This is a genomic window from Aneurinibacillus thermoaerophilus (assembly GCF_019603355.1).
GTDB lineage: Bacteria > Bacillota > Bacilli > Aneurinibacillales > Aneurinibacillaceae > Aneurinibacillus > Aneurinibacillus thermoaerophilus.
Window position 1 is genome coordinate 1,614,065 of record NZ_CP080764.1, and the last position, 15,176, is coordinate 1,629,240.

14 protein-coding genes and 1 riboswitch are annotated in these 15,176 nt (G+C 49.5%); of the genes, 10 read left to right on the forward strand and 4 right to left on the reverse strand.

The genetic code is table 11. The annotated features are described in order from the left end of the window. Nucleotides 1-86 precede the first annotated feature (86 nt). Nucleotides 87-530 carry a MaoC family dehydratase N-terminal domain-containing protein gene (locus tag K3F53_RS08440; protein ID WP_246615697.1) on the forward strand — a complete coding sequence of 148 codons (444 nt, stop codon included), beginning with the start codon at nt 87-89 and terminating at the stop codon, nt 528-530. An 11-nt stretch (nt 531-541) separates the two neighbouring features. Beyond that, nucleotides 542-973 carry a MaoC/PaaZ C-terminal domain-containing protein gene (locus K3F53_RS08445; protein WP_091259882.1) on the forward strand — a complete coding sequence of 144 codons (432 nt, stop codon included), beginning with the start codon at nt 542-544 and terminating at the stop codon, nt 971-973. A 165-nt stretch (nt 974-1,138) separates the two neighbouring features. Here K3F53_RS08445 and gerQ read toward each other — a convergent pair whose 3' ends face one another. Together gerQ and K3F53_RS08455 are read right to left on the reverse strand one after the other, a co-directional pair. Next, on the reverse strand, nt 1,139-1,579 hold the full coding sequence (gerQ, locus tag K3F53_RS08450; protein WP_082706004.1) for a spore coat protein GerQ: 441 nt from the start codon (nt 1,577-1,579) through the stop codon (nt 1,139-1,141). A gap of 11 nt (nt 1,580-1,590) precedes the next feature. Beyond that, complete coding sequence (locus K3F53_RS08455) at nt 1,591-2,022, reverse strand: cell wall hydrolase (RefSeq protein WP_220560396.1); 432 nt, start codon at nt 2,020-2,022, stop codon at nt 1,591-1,593. A gap of 78 nt (nt 2,023-2,100) precedes the next feature. On the opposite strand from K3F53_RS08455, the gene K3F53_RS08460 reads away from it, so the two are divergent. Together K3F53_RS08460 and K3F53_RS08465 are read left to right on the forward strand one after the other, a co-directional pair. Next, a complete protein-coding gene (locus K3F53_RS08460) occupies nt 2,101-3,042 on the forward strand; it encodes an NAD(P)-dependent oxidoreductase (protein ID WP_257721567.1) in 942 nt (313 codons plus the stop codon). A gap of 140 nt (nt 3,043-3,182) precedes the next feature. Beyond that, nucleotides 3,183-4,184 (forward strand): C40 family peptidase, encoded by a 1,002-nt coding sequence (locus tag K3F53_RS08465; RefSeq protein ID WP_082706003.1) that lies wholly within the window; start codon nt 3,183-3,185, stop codon nt 4,182-4,184. A 47-nt stretch (nt 4,185-4,231) separates the two neighbouring features. Here the strand turns inward: K3F53_RS08465 and K3F53_RS08470 are convergent, their stop codons facing one another. Together K3F53_RS08470 and K3F53_RS08475 are read right to left on the reverse strand one after the other, a co-directional pair. Further along, nucleotides 4,232-5,737 carry an amino acid permease gene (locus K3F53_RS08470; RefSeq protein ID WP_057898979.1) on the reverse strand — a complete coding sequence of 502 codons (1,506 nt, stop codon included), beginning with the start codon at nt 5,735-5,737 and terminating at the stop codon, nt 4,232-4,234. A 121-nt stretch (nt 5,738-5,858) separates the two neighbouring features. Then, nucleotides 5,859-6,048, reverse strand: a riboswitch (Lysine riboswitch). A 388-nt stretch (nt 6,049-6,436) separates the two neighbouring features. Further along, complete coding sequence (locus tag K3F53_RS08475; RefSeq protein WP_057898978.1) at nt 6,437-6,742, reverse strand: hypothetical protein; 306 nt, start codon at nt 6,740-6,742, stop codon at nt 6,437-6,439. Between the two features lie 125 nt (nt 6,743-6,867). Between K3F53_RS08475 and K3F53_RS08480 the strand changes: the two genes are divergently transcribed. The 6 genes from K3F53_RS08480 (at nt 6,868) to K3F53_RS08505 (ending at nt 15,018) form a co-directional block, all read left to right on the forward strand. After that, nucleotides 6,868-10,767 (forward strand): dynamin family protein, encoded by a 3,900-nt coding sequence (locus tag K3F53_RS08480; RefSeq protein WP_220560405.1) that lies wholly within the window; start codon nt 6,868-6,870, stop codon nt 10,765-10,767. A gap of 308 nt (nt 10,768-11,075) precedes the next feature. Beyond that, nucleotides 11,076-11,807, forward strand: coding sequence for a response regulator transcription factor (locus tag K3F53_RS08485; RefSeq protein ID WP_057898976.1), 732 nt, complete (start codon nt 11,076-11,078; stop codon nt 11,805-11,807). Then, a complete protein-coding gene (locus K3F53_RS08490; protein ID WP_220560407.1) occupies nt 11,804-12,646 on the forward strand; it encodes an ATP-binding protein in 843 nt (280 codons plus the stop codon). The genes K3F53_RS08485 and K3F53_RS08490 overlap by 4 nt, the downstream gene beginning before the upstream one ends. Nucleotides 12,647-12,795: 149 nt before the next feature. Next, the gene (locus K3F53_RS08495; protein WP_220560418.1) at nt 12,796-13,608 is read left to right on the forward strand and encodes an ABC transporter ATP-binding protein; all 813 of its coding nucleotides are present in this window, start codon (nt 12,796-12,798) and stop codon (nt 13,606-13,608) included. Next, complete coding sequence (locus tag K3F53_RS08500; protein ID WP_220560435.1) at nt 13,583-14,017, forward strand: FtsX-like permease family protein; 435 nt, start codon at nt 13,583-13,585, stop codon at nt 14,015-14,017. Before K3F53_RS08495 ends, K3F53_RS08500 begins: the two co-directional genes overlap by 26 nt. 176 nt (nt 14,018-14,193) lie before the next feature. After that, nucleotides 14,194-15,018, forward strand: coding sequence for an aldo/keto reductase (locus tag K3F53_RS08505; protein WP_057898972.1), 825 nt, complete (start codon nt 14,194-14,196; stop codon nt 15,016-15,018). Nucleotides 15,019-15,176: the final 158 nt, after the last annotated feature.

Genomic DNA, 15,176 nt, shown 5'->3' on the forward strand with positions numbered 1-15,176 from the left:
GAAGTCCGTCGACCGTTCGGAAAATCTTAAGCCGATCGAGGAAATTTTGCAGGGCTAATACATATCAAAGAAAGGAGAACAAGATAGTGGCAAATCCAGAGGATAAAAAAGGGTATACGTTTGCGCCGTACTCTGGCAGAGTGGAAGCGGGCAAAATCCGTGAACTTGCGCTGGCGCTCGGCGACGACAATCCGATCTATACCGATGAAGCGAAAGCGAAAGAGGAAGGGCTCGACGCCATTCCGATCCAGCCTACATTCATGGAAGTAATCGACATGTGGTATGGGTCAAGCTTTGAAGATTTGATGGAGCAGCTTGACATTGACATGAAAAAATTGCTGCACGGTGAACAGGAATACGAATATTTCGCTCCTGTATACGCAGGGGATATGATTTACGCCGAGACAAAAGTCACCGATGTAAAAACAAAGCGAAACGGTATGGCGTTTTACACGCTTGAGACGATATACAGAAATCAAAACAACGAAAAAGTAATGGCCGCCCGCATGATGTTGGTCAAAATGCCGTAAGGAGGAAGAATATGGAACCATATTTGCTTGCGAATCGTGATGTGCAGGTGGGGACCGAACTGCCGCCGCTTGAAAAACCGCCGATTACCCGGATGCAACTCATTAAGTTCGCCGGTGCGTCAGGTGATTTTAATCCAATACATACTGTGGAAAGCGTGGCGCAGGAGGCCGCGCTTGGTGGTGTTATCGCCCATGGGATGCTGATTATGGGGTTTGCTGGCCAGGCGCTTGCTACGTGGGTGCCACGTGCATCGATTAAAAAATTTGGTGTCCGATTTTCTGCCATTACCCGCCCGGGCGATCAGATTACCGTGCGCGGACAATTGACCGCGAAGGAAGAAACGGATGAAGGGACATTCATTAAAATTAAACTTCAGGCCGTAGATCAGAAAGGTGAAGTAAAAGTGAAAGGGATGTGCGAAGCATTGCTTCCACGCGCCTAAGTAGCGGCGGGATTGTAAAAGGCGCTGTACGGCTGCGTACCGTGCTAGATGGCATCTTATTTGACTGGTACCTGTGCTAACGATTGGATTGTGGGTGTAAAAAATATTTTTAGTAGAAAGAGGTGTGGGAAATTTTTGTTTCCCGCACCTTTATGCTTTTTGCGTTTATCGCGGTGGATATGTTGCCATTTGGCCAAGCGGGTAACTGTATTCAATCGGTTCATCAAACGTAACATAATCAAGGTATACCATGAGCAACAAATACCGTGTTCCTGTTTCGGGATCGCTGAGAATGATATGATCGCGGCCAGCAGCTTCAATCACGCCTTTAAACACTTTTGATTCGCTGGTGCCGCCCCGCTCAAATGTCATGTATACGGTTGCTACTTTCCCGCGGTTGAGACGCAAAATGTTTTCAATATAAGACTGTTCCAGCGGCAGCATGCTTGGCATAGGCACTTGTAGCTGTGCTTGCGGCGGGGCGGTCGGAGTTGTAGGCGTAGGACTTTGACTTACACCGGGTGTTTGGTTTTGCGGAATGTTCCATCCGTATAAATATTGTGGATACGTTTGGCGATTTTCAATTGTATAATACGGATAATACATATTGCTCCTCCTTAATACGTTTGGTATACTGCAGGACAATTCTCCGGAACGGGCTGGAAAAAGCAATGAGATTTATACCGGCCAGCATTCGGTTGGTTGAACCATTGAGCAGGACAATCTTCTGTCGGTTTAAAGAACCACAAAGAGAAGTTTGCCGGATGGTATCGCTCTCCATTAATTACTTTTCTTGCTAGACGAATCTCATTCGCTCTTGCCCGTTGATAAAAATATCCCTTTTGTGTAGCTTCGAAACCACCAGGATACTGAAATACCATTTGTCGAATGTCGGTAATGGGTTGGAAATCAAGGCAATTCGCTCTTACGCGATTAACGCCGACATTTCCGACCATAAGCATGCCTAAATTACCTTCGCCTTCTGCTTCCGCGCGTATAAGCCGGGCCAGCAATTTAACGTCCTCTTCTGTTGCACGTACAACAGCCAATTTTTTCACCTCCCGCTTCCTTACTTATCATATTGAGGAAACGAGAAATTGGTGATTCGCCTATACGTTTTATGGCATTTGTTTTATTATGAAAAAGTGGTTCGTTATACACAAAGTGAAGGAGTGAAAAGCATGGCACAGGATGTGAAAAAGACTACGATTGGTTTTGTCGGCACCGGGGTTATGGGCAGAAGCATGGCCGGTCATTTGTTGAAAACCGGTTATCCGTTGCTTGTCTACAACCGCACCAAGGCCAAGGCAGAAGAACTGATTGCGGCCGGAGCGGTTTGGAAAGACACGGTTGCTGAACTGGCGCAAGAAGCTGACGTTATTATCACGATGGTTGGTTATCCGAAAGATGTTGAGGAGACGTATCTAGGTGAGAACGGGATTTTGCCGCACGCCAAACCCGGTACATATGTTATCGATATGACTACATCGAGTCCGCTTCTGGCAAAGAAAATCTATGAAGAAGCGAAGAAAAAGGACATTCATGCGCTGGATGCACCGGTATCCGGCGGTGACATCGGGGCACGCCAGGCAAAACTGGCTATTATGGTTGGTGGGGAAAAAGAAGCATTTGAAAGGATGAAGCCGATTTTTGAGCAAATGGGGACGAATATCGTCTACCAGGGAGAAGCCGGCTCCGGACAGCATACGAAAATGTGCAATCAGATCGCTATTGCGTCCGGCATGATTGGCGTATGTGAAGCAATGGTATATGCGAAGCGAGCAGGTCTTGACCCGGAAAATGTTTTGAAAAGTATTGCCACCGGCGCGGCTGGAAGCTGGTCGCTTAGCAATCTGGCGCCGCGCATGTTGAAAGGTGACTTTGCGCCGGGCTTTTATATTAAACACTTTATTAAAGATATGGGGATCGCGCTAGAAGCCGCAGAAGAAATGGGAATGATGACGCCGGGGTTGAAGCTGGCCAAGTCGCTGTACGACGAGCTTGCGGAGAAAGGCGAGGCAAATAGCGGCACCCAGGCATTATACAAATTGATAGACCAGCAGTTATAAGACGCCAGGAAAAGTAACTTGGCAGAAGAGCTAACAGCCCTGATTTACTGCGGCAAAACGGTAGATCTGCCCGCATCTTTGGGCATTGGTGTTACCGCTAAGCAAAAATAAAAAACGGTAACAAGGAGGAGCACTAAGTGATGAAGCCGTTGTCTTTGATGTTTTTGGCTGTGCTATTGGCGTTGCTGGGGAATGGTTTTCCCGTTGGTGCGGAAAGCGCCGCGTCGAAAAAGAGCGCCTATGTGGATGTGGCGGTGGCTACCTTGTGGATAAAACCGGATATTGTCCGCCCTGTTGATGCTCCGTCGCTCACACATCCTGTCGATATGTGGAAGTGGACGCGCTCCATGACGCTGGAAGAAAAACTTGGCTTGGTTCCAAAACTGGAGACACAGGCATTGTACGGAAACAAGGTCACAATTTTGGAACGAAAAGGAAAGTGGGTGAAAGTGGCGGTACACGGTCAACCCACTCCACGCAATGCACAAGGATATCCCGGCTGGATGCTGGCTACCCAACTGACATATAACGAACGCTTTGCCGCAAAAGATGGCCAGCCGTTTGTGCTGATCACGTCTCCGACAGCGAAGTTGTACAACTCGGCTACTTTAAAACATGAGGAAATGGAAATTAGCTATAATACGCGCCTGCCTTACGAACACGAAACGAAAGACGCCTATCAAGTACTGAAGCCGGACGGTAAGCATGCTTGGGTGAAGAAGCAGGACGCTAAAGTGTACGCGTCAATGAAAGCTATCCCGAAACCGACCGGAGAGCAACTTGTGAAGACGGGTAAGAAGTTTCTTGGTTTGCCGTATTTATGGGCAGGAATGAGCGGTTTTGGATTCGATTGTTCCGGCTTTACGTTTACGGTATATCAGTCGCACGGCATAACTATTCCGCGCGATTCATCCGTACAGGCGAAATACGGAACGCCGGTGGCGAAAGAAAAACTTAAGCCGGGGGATCTTCTGTTTTTTGCGTATAATCAGGGGAAAGGCAAAGTTCATCATGTGGCAATGTATGCCGGGGATGGTATGATGATTCATTCGCCGAATTCGGCGCGTACGGTGGAAATCATTCCTGTAGATACGCCAGAGTACGCGAAAGAATTTGCCGGCGCGCGGCGCTACTTAAAGTAGACAAAGCCCCCCGCCTACACGGAATAAGGCGGGGAGGGGGTAGTTACTTACATTTGGCGGGAGGACGGGAGCGTTTCATCGCCGTATATTTGGCATTCCTTGAGAGGAATGACTTTTGTGTTTTTGGCGAATTTATAGCTGAGCCACAGCACGATGAATAGCGGTAGTCCAATGTAAGAGACGAGCACGCCATTCCAGTCAATGGTTTCTCCCGTAAACGCTGAGTAATTTTGGCCGAGGATGACAATAAGACAGAGGACGAAAGCAAAAATTGGACCGAACGGGAACCATTTCGCTCTATAAGGTAGCTTGTTTACATCGTACCCTTGCGCGAGATAAGCTTTGCGGAAGCGGTAATGGCTTATGGCGATCCCGATCCAGGCAATGAAGCCTGACATGCCGGATGCGTTTAAAAGCCACGTATACACGACGCCATCTCCAAATACAGAAGCAAGGAATGCGGCTGCACCTACGAATGATGTTAAAAGCAGGGAGTATACCGGAACGCCGCGTCGGTTCACTTTTGCGAACAATTTTGGGGCTTTCCCTTCTTTGGCGAGTGCCCACAGAATGCGTGTGGAAGCGTACATGCCGGAGTTGCCAGCGGATAGTACAGCCGTCAAAATCACGGCGTTCATGACCGATGCCGCGAAGGCAAGCCCTGCTTTTTCAAACACGATCGTAAATGGACTCATGGCAATGTCTTCGATGCCATCATGAACCAGGTTTTCGTTGTTGTACGGAATAAGCAGACCAATAACCAGAATCGCCAACACATAAAACAGCAAGATGCGCCAAAACACTTGCCGAATTGCTTTTGGCACATTTTCTCTCGGATTATCGCTTTCGCCGGCCGCAACGCCAAGCAGTTCCGTTCCCTGGAACGAAAAGCCCGCGGCCATGAAAATGCCAAGCATAGCCATAAAGCCGCCGTGGAATGGTGCGTCATCTACGGTAAAGTTTTTAAATCCTATCGCTTCACCGCCCATAATACCAATAATCATGAGCAGACCAATAACGATAAAAATAATGACGGTCGTTACTTTAATCAGCGCGAACCAATATTCCGATTCCCCGTATCCTTTTACTGATAAATAGTTTAAGCCGAACATCAGAAGAAGAAATAAAGCACTCCAGAGCAAGGACGGGCTATCCGGAAACCAGAATTTCATGAGCAACGTTCCCGCAGAGAGTTCTGCCGCGATCGTAATCGCCCAGTTATACCAATAGTTCCAGCCTAGCGCGAACCCAAGCGCCGGATCGACAAACCGGGACGCGTAGGTGCTGAACGAACCGGATATTGGCATAAATGTAGCCAGCTCGCCAAGGCTTGTCATAAGAAAATATACCATGATGCCAATCGCGATGTATGCGGTGAGCGCGCCGCCCGGACCGGCGTCATGAATCGCGCTTCCGCTTGCGAGAAACAGACCGGTACCGATCGAACCACCGAGAGAAATCATGGTAAGATGGCGGGCTTTAAGTCCGCGTCGCAACTGTCCTGCAGACGCTTGCTCGCGTGGCTGTGAGGAATTCTCCGTTGTTATTTGCATCGCAAAAACACTCCTTTTACTGTTGTGGTATGATGCTAAACTAAAGGAAGGAGTGCGAAATAAAAAATGCCGCCGGAAGGAAATCTCCGGCGGCATTACGTAAAATCCGCATCATACCTTCCATGAAGATAGCGCATCACGTTCGTTCAGAAAGCAAACGTGACAGTTCTGCCCCTGTTCGGTGACAGCCCCAGCCCGCGCGCACGGAGAACGCACACAGACTTCGGCGATTTTTCCTTTCCGACGAATTCATAGACGTTCTCCGCGTCTCTCCCGCCGTACTTATAAAAACCGCGACCTCTACCTCATCTATATGATGATGAGGATTTTTTCTATGAATTTACATAAACAAAAATAAGTATAGTAGAAGTTGAATGATAAATCAATACTTGAAAATTTGGAATGAATTATTGACCCGAAGATGCGTACATCCGGTAGGGTGTAATAACCGTTTGTAAAATAAATTTTGATAGAGATGATTGGAAGGGGCTTATATCATACAGAATTGATACATGTTAATGGAAATACTTATCATCGAATGTGTTTCTTTCGAAGACAAAAGTAAGCAGGACGAGAATGGATACTACCTGCTTCGCGCAAGGTGCATCCGCTTCTCTTTTTCACTCCTCCTGCCTTTTTTGTTTTATTGTATGATACAATAAAAACAAAAAAGGAGCCATGTGTCCTGCTTTTATACGATTATACGATCACTTGTTTTCTCAACGTTTTTTTCAGTTCTTTTTTCAGGCGCGGGTCAATCGTCTTCGCTTTCATGATCTGCTCGTATGCCCGGCATAGCGAATGCCAGTAGGACGCGTTATTGCGCTCTGGAGCTGTCTTCAAGAACGCGATATAATGCCTGACTGCCTGATCGGTGAGTGGTTTTTTCAGCATTTCATCCGTCACATAGACCATTTTGCGCTTTTGTTCGTCTTTGTACGCCACATACGAAAAGCCGATAATGATACTGAACATGAAGAAGATACAAAGAATTTGCATCATCATTGTTAAACCTCTTTCGTTTTGAACATGAGTTTTGTTCTAGCCATGCCACAGCATAGCAGAATTTATACCTTTTGGCACTAGGGTTTTTGTTTTTTTAAAAAATTATTCAAGAATATGGGGATTATATGTTTATACCTCCAGATACTTTCGCGCAATCAGCCATTCGAAAATGGGTTGAAAATCAGAATATTTCGCTTGTTCAAGTTGCGGGACGTTTGCGGGAATTGCTATACCAGTTTGAGCTTGCGGGGGACAAAAAGCGTGCGGAGCGATGCCGGGATTTGCTCGACAAAGCGGAAGCATCCGAGTTTGTCATCGCATTTTGCGGTCATTTTTCGGCTGGCAAATCGACGATGATTAATGAGTTGATAGGACATGATTTATTGCCAACAAATCCAATTCCGACAAGCGCTAATGTGGTGAAAGTCAAGACAGGGCCTGCGCGCGTGACAGTGACGTTTAAAGAACAGGGGGAAGTGAATGTTACCTACCCGTATGATATGCAAGAAATTCAGGCATATTGTACGGATGGTGATCGGGTAGACCGGGTGGAAATCAGTTACCCAAATGACCAGCTTCCGCCGGGGGTGACAATTCTCGATACGCCAGGTATTGATTCGACAGAGGATGCGCACCGGGTGGCGGCGGAATCGCAGTTGCATACGGCTGACCTTGTACTGTATATCATGGATTACAACCATGTCCAATCTCGGGTGAACAAGGAGTTTATCGAAACGCTGCGAGAGCAAATGAAACCAACCTGGCTCTTGGTCAACCAGATCGATAAACACGTGGCGTTCGAAGTGCGGTTTGCCGAATTTCGGAGCAAAGTTGAGGACGTGTTTACAGGGCAGGAAACGGACGCTTTTCCGCTTTTTTTTACGACAGTGCGTGAGCCGGATCATCCGTACAATGATTTGCCGCTTGTAAAGCATCGATTGGCGGATGCGATCGTCAAGAAGCGGCGTCGGATCGTGGAAACCGTGCTTACAGCAGCTTGTTTGCTGATGCGCGATCATTTAATGTGGCGCGAAGCGACGCGGCGGCCGGAGATTGACGCATGTCATGCGAAACTTGGCACATATCGGATGGAAGATGAAGAACGCATCGCCCGTGAGTTGAGAGAAGCAAAAGAGCGTGAAGCGGCGCTTTCCGAGGAAACCGAGCGGTTTGAACAGGAATTTTTGGCCCAACTTGAGCGTTTGCTTAACAACGCGAATTTGATGCCATATCATACGCGCGAACTGGCGCGTGCGTTCGTTGAATCAACGCAAGTGAGTTTTCGTGTCGGTCACTTGTTTTCGGGTCGCCGGACTAGGATCGAGCGGGAGCGGCGGCTTGCGCGCTTTCACAAAGAGGTATGTGAGAATGCGGCGACATATATTGATATTCACCTTAAAAAAATGATGCTTGAACATCTGGAAGTATACGGGGTGGAAGACGAAAAGCTGCGTCGCTCCATTTACGAAATGAAAGTGCCGATTACGAAAGAATGGTTAACCGGTTTGCTAAATAGGGGCGCGCTGTTTAACCGCGAGTCTGTCATGCGCTATACTTCTGTTGTCGCAGACGCGATTCGCAGGCTGTATTCTGAAATGGCAAAGGAGAAAATGGAAGCAGCGCTGGCTAATTTAAAGAAAAACCGACAGAAAAAAGCGGACGCGCTGACGGCAGCGCGCAGGAAGCTTACCGAAAAGCTCACGGCAGCGCGGACGCTGCGGACGATAGCGGAAGGACAGGTGCGCGCCTTAAAACAGATGATGGCCGCGCTTGACGGAGCGCGGGATGAATACCATCCGATTGAAGAAGAGGTAGGGGATGTGTCCGCCGCATTCCTGGCGTTTGCCTCGCGTGGAAGACGGGAAAGGGCAAGAGCACGGGTACATATCGGGCGCAAACAGGGAACAAACAGACGCTCGCGCAAAGAAAATGCCGGGCAAATAAAAGCGCGTGCTGGCGCTGCGGTGCAAGCCCTTGAAGAAAGCGCCCGCCTGCTTACGTCTTTACCCGGTTTCCATGAGACGGCGCAAGAGCTTGCGGCGCGTGCGGATCGGATGAGAAGGCGGCAGTATACGATCGCCTTGTTCGGTGCATTTAGCGCCGGAAAATCATCGTTCGCTAATGCCTTGTTAAAAGACATGGTATTGCCTGTATCACCACATCCGACAACCGCGACGATTAACTACGTGCTTCCGCCGGCGGAAGGGCATCGGCATGGTACGGTCGTGGTTAAATTTAAAAGCGAAAAACAGATGTTGAGCGATATGAATCAGGCGCTCGAGCTTTCGGAGCGGCATGTGTCTTCGTTCGCTGAATTGGAAGCACTGCTCGACGCGCATGAAACATTCATGCGGAAAAGGAAGGAAAAACGGGTGAAGGCGGAACGGGAACCGGGCGCTATGGGGCAAGAAAGCGGACAGGCGGAAGCCGAAGAAGAGCGTGACCCGTTGGAATTGTTACGGGATGAACATCTCTTTTTCTTAAAGGCGGTGCGAAACGGGCTTGCTTGGATGCAGGGTCGCTTTGGAACGGAACAGAAAGCGACGCTGGAGGAAATGCCTGCGTTCGTCGCCGTGGAGGAACGTGCCTGTTTCGTGGAACAGGTGCAGCTGTATTACGATAGTCCGCTGGCGCGTCAAGGCGTTATTCTCATAGATACGCCGGGCTCCGGTTCGCTGAATGCGCGCCACACAGAGGTCGCGTTCAATCACATAAAGCATGCGGATGCGGTCGTGTTTGTAACCTACTATAACCACGCGTTTTCGCGCGCGGATCGTGAATTCCTTATTCAGCTAGGCCGCGTAAAAGAGCATTTCGCCAAAGACAAAATGTTTTTCATCGTCAATGCGGCTGACCTAGCTGGTTCTGAAGACGAGATCGACGACGTATTGGCTCATGTGGAGCGCAATCTGCTTGCCTGTGGGATTAGAGGAGCCCGCCTATATCCAGTATCAAGCCAAATCGCCGTATTGGCCGAACGGCACGCACGTGGGGAATTGACGGAACAGGAAGCAGCGCTGTACCGCAAGCTAACGGGTACGGGATCGGACGAAGTTCCCCTTAATGGCGCGGAAGGACGGTTTTTTTCCGGGATTACGTTGTTTGAGGAAGATTTTTATCGGTTTGTAATGGATGAATTGACCGAGGCGGCGGTGGACGCGGCATATGAAGAGATCGGACGCGCGCTTGCAATTCTGGACGCTTGGCGCACGGAGGCACGGGCCGGAGAAAAAGAACGGCAGGAAAAACGAGTACAGGCCGATAGGGCAAGACGCGATTCGTTGGATGTAGTCAATCGATTGGATACAGAGATTGAGCGCGGGCTAGTCGAGCAGGAAATTGAAGAATTGCTCTATTATGTGAAACAACGCGTATTTTACCGGTACTTTGACGAGTTTAAGATTATTTTTAACGCGGCGGCGTTTTCGGATGAAAAAGAGGAAATGCAGACCCTGTTGCGTCGCTATACAAACGAGATGCTCCGCTTTGTTGCGTTCGATTTAGCGCAGGAGATGCGGGCGACTTCGCTTAGGATTGAAAACTTTCTTGCGCGTATTTTGGGCGGGATTCGTCTCCGGGCGGAACGAGAACTCAAGGAAGTGGATGGAGGGTTCGCGCTTCCGGTGTATGAAGCGCCGGAATTTGCTGCGCTGTCTTTTCCGGCTGGCTTGCATGAGTTGAACGCCTCAGCGTTTGCTGATTTACTCGCCCCATATAAAAGCCGCAATGCTTTTTTTGTGGAAGAAGGGAACCTTAGATTGCGCGATGCGCTCGAAGTTCGGTTGCGGGAACCGGTAAGCGAATATGTGACGGATTGCGAGGTGCGGATGAAGCGGGCGTACCTTCCAGCCTTTGATGAAGAGGTGGCTCGGATATGTCAGGAGATACGACGAAAGGTGGAAGAATACTATACGGGTAAGCTAACTGCGCTTGGAATGACCACTAACATTCAAGCGCTTGACGATGCGTATGAATTATTGCAAAGACTTTATCATTCGCGCCCTAGACGAACAGCATCCACTTAAAAAAGTGATATAAACACTATGCAAAAATTATATAACGTTGTATAATAAAAAAAGTTATAAAGCATGTCCCCTTTTAGCCATTCTATCGTGGTAGTTAGTGTGGCACATTTTTCGCCCTGGAAACAGGGCTTTTTTTTATCGTTCGAGAAATACGTTTGTTGATTATCCAAGGCCACCTTCATTCTCGATTGATTGCAAAGAACGGTTCCCCGGTTTTCGACAGGGAGTTTTCCGGAACGCGGGCAACGTGGTTAATGAACTTCGGGATTACCTGTGATACAATTTTTGAAGATTAAGGAGGAGATCCGTTGTATAAAGTGTTCATAGTCGAGGATGAACCAAAAATCGCTGAAATGCTGGCCGCTCATCTGGAAAAGTACGGATATCAACCGTATGTTGCCTGCAATTTCAAAAATTTGAAGCAAGAGTTTCTGGAGGTTCGCCCGCATCTTGTTCTTTTGGACATTAACCTGCCTTATTTCGACGGGTTTTACTGGTGCAGGCAAATCCGCACGGTGTCCAATGTGCCGATCGTTTACGTGTCGGCCCGTTCGGGCGAGATGGATCAAGTGATGGCAATCGAAAACGGCGGGGACGACTATTTGACCAAACCGTTTCATCTCGACGTCGTACTTGCAAAGCTGAAGAGTTTGTTGCGTCGCACCTACGGTGAATACGCCTACTCGGTTTCTTCTTCAGACATCCTCGATCTGTCCGGGCTGGTGCTCGATCGTTCTCGTTTTACCGCGGAGTTCAGAGACAGATCGATCCATCTGAGCAAGACCGAGTTTCAGCTGTTGGAGGCGCTGGCACGAAAAGCGGGACAGGCCGTAAGCCGGGAGACACTGCTGGAGACGCTATGGGATGACACTACATTTGTGGATGATAACACGTTGACGGTGAATGTAACTCGTCTTCGCAAAAAGTTAGAAGAACTTGGCCTGGGGGATTGCATCGAAACGATTCGCAGACACAGGTACAAGTTGAACGTTCAATGGGCGGATGAACAAGCAGCGTGGATGGGAGGAGAGGAACCGTGACCCTGGCCCGCTTTCTTTGCGATCGTCTGCCACTTTTGTTGCTATACTCGGGCTCGTCCGCATTGGTGCTATTGTTTCTGTGGTTAGGTTTGCACTTTCGCGGGGTGGGCCTGACAGTATCCGAGATTGCATACATGGCGATTTTGCAAGCTTTCGCCGCGTTCCTGTATCTCGCTTATGACTACATTCGGCATCGGCTGCTCTACAGACAGTTGAAGACCTCTGGCAAAGATTTCGATGATGTGCTGCGCATCATGAGTCCGGTCACCGGCGAGGAAGAAGCATTGGTGCGCCGTTTGCATGACATGCATCGCGTGTATGCGACCGAACTGTTGAAGCACCGGCAGAGTCAGGAGCGCCATCTCGAATACGTCCAGATGTGGGTACACCAAATGAAAACGCCCGTGTCCGTCATCGCCCTTCTTCTGCAGCAGCCTCCAGATACGGCGGAACCGGAGCGCATCCAAGTGGAAACGGACAGGAAATGGCTGCATTTCATGCTGCAGCAGTTGATCTCGAATGCGCTGAAGTATTCGAGGTTAACCGGACGCACCGGGCTGTCCCTCGACCTTCGGGTTCGCCGGGAAGGCCGCGCTGTTTTGCTTCAGGTTGAGGACGAGGGGATTGGTATACCCCCGGAAGATTTGCCGCGTATCTTCGAGCCGTTCTTCACAGGCGAGAACGGTCGTCTGACGAAGGAGGCGAGCGGCATGGGACTATACCTGGTCAAACAGGTGCTCGACCGGCTGGGGCACCGCATTGAAGTATCGTCTTGCCCGGGGGAAGGTACGACCGTGACGATCGTGTTCGAAACGCGGTCGCTGACAAAATTGACATGACAAAATCCAGGCGAACCTTGCAAAATTGTAAGGTTCGTCTTTCGTTTTGTAAGCTTGAGCAATGTAAAAAATGACCGGTTGCGGTACTATAATGGAGCCAACAGATAGCCAAAATGTAAAGAAGGAAGTAATGATAGGAGGAAGATACCATGCAATTGCACACAAAAGCATCCGGAGCCGCCGCACCGGTTTTGCACGCTGAAGCATTGACCAAAATTTACGGTTCAGCGAAAAATGCCGTTCTCCACAAAGCGCTGGACGAGGTAAATCTGAAAGTGTATCCCGGCGAATTTGTCGGCATCATGGGGCCATCCGGTAGCGGCAAGACGACGCTCCTCAATCTGTTGGCGACGATCGACCGGCCGACGTCGGGCAGGGTGACGATAGACGGAATGAACCCTGCAACCATGAGCGCGAAGGAACTCGCGCTGTTCCGCCGCCGTCAGCTCGGTTTCGTTTTCCAGGATTTCAACCTGCTCGACACGCTCTCGATCCGGGAGAATATTTTGCTTCCGCTGGTGCTTGATAATGCGAAATCGAAGGTTATGGAAACAAAACTGGAAGAACTTGCCCGCCACCTGAACATCAGCCAAATTCTCGATAAGCGGACGTACGAGGTGTCGGGTGGACAGCAGCAGCGGACAGCGATCGCCCGGGCGTTGATCCACGATCCTGCCCTCGTGTTGGCGGACGAACTGACCGGCAACCTCGACTCTAAGGCGGCTCACGATGTCATGAGCGCTCTGAAGGACATGAACGAGCAGCGCGGCGCAACGATTCTGATGGTGACGCACGACCCGTTCGCGGCCAGCTTTTGCAAGCGCGTCCTCTTTATCAAAGACGGCAAGTTGTTCTCGGAGATCCGCAGAGGAGATAACCGACAGGTATTCTTTCAGCATATTCTTGATGCGCTGAGCGTCCTGGGAGGGAATTTCAGTGAAGTTTCGGCATCTCGCAACTAGCAACATTCGAGGCAACTGGCGCCAGTATACAGCGTTCTTTTTTAGCAGCGTTTTCTCGGTTATGATCTTTTTCCTTTACGCCCAGTTCATATTGCACCCGGATGTCGTGGGGGGGAAGCTGCAGGCAGCCAATTACGTGAAACAAGGAATGGTTGCCTGCGAATACATTATCGTCATCTTCTCCTTCTTCTTTGTGTTGTACTCACTGTCGGCGTTCCTAAAGTCACGGAGCAAGGAATTCGGTTTGCTGTCGCTGTTCGGCATGACGAATGGCCAAATCCGGCGAATGGTGCTGACGGAAACGATGGTTATCGCTGCTTTGGCGACCACCGTTGGCATCGGACTCGGTCTGTTGTTCTCGAAGTTGTTTTTGCTTGCGTTGAGGGAAATTTTCAAAGGCGCGCGTTAGGCGACTTACGAGACGCAGATTTGTGGAATCGAATTTAATAACCGGAAACAGGTACGTGAGCTGGATAGAGCAGCTCCGGATGGAATTTTCAAATTTTCGCTTATCATGGAAACAGGTGCCGCTGTTATGTTATCATCGTTATGTCAATACTTTCGGGCAGACAGGAGGAATTGAGCATGATTCACAGCATGTCGAACAACGCGGTCCTGGCGAACGGCGTCAAAATGCCGTGGCTCGGGCTAGGCGTATGGAAGATGAGCGAAGGCGGCGAGGTGGAACAGGCTGTCAAGGCGGCGGTTCGTGCAGGGTACCGAAGCATTGATACCGCGGCCGTCTATGGCAACGAAGCAGGCGTGGGCAAGGCGATCAAGGAGTGCGGCGTACCCCGTGAACAATTGTTTATTACAACGAAAGTGTGGAACAAAGATCAAGGTTACGATTCCACGCTGAAGGCTTTCGAAGAAAGCCGAAACAAGCTGGGTCTCGAGTATGTCGATCTGTATCTGATCCATTGGCCGGGAACGAGCAAGTTCAAGGAAACGTGGAAAGCTCTTGAAAAATTGTACAAAGACGGGCTTGTCCGCGCAATCGGGGTAAGCAATTTTAAAGTGCACCATCTGGAAGAGCTGATGGCTGACTGCGAAGTAGTGCCGATGGTGAATCAGGTCGAGTTTCACCCGCTGCTGACGCAGCAGGAGCTGCGCCATTTCTGCAAGGAGCACCGGATTCAGCTTGAAGCGTGGAGCCCGCTTATGCAGGGACATCTCGATTTGCCGGTTCTGACCGAACTGGCCGGCAAATACGGCAAAACGCCGGCACAAATCGTTCTGCGCTGGGATTTGCAGCACGGTGTGGTGACAATCCCGAAGTCGACCAAAGAAGAGCGCATCCGCGAAAATGCGGACATCTTCGACTTCGAGCTTTCGCTTGAGGATATGGCGGCACTCGATGGTCTGAACAAGGATCACCGTTTCGGCCCTGATCCGGATCAATTTTTCTGATGACTACAGCCCTCCTTTACGGAGGGCTTTTTTCTACCTCTTATGAATCGCTTTACAATAAGTGGAAATAAGTACTCCTAAAGCAGGGATGCCTGGGGATTTTATGCTGCCAAAGTTGAGTAATTAACATGAATTTCCTGGTATGATACCTAGGAAGA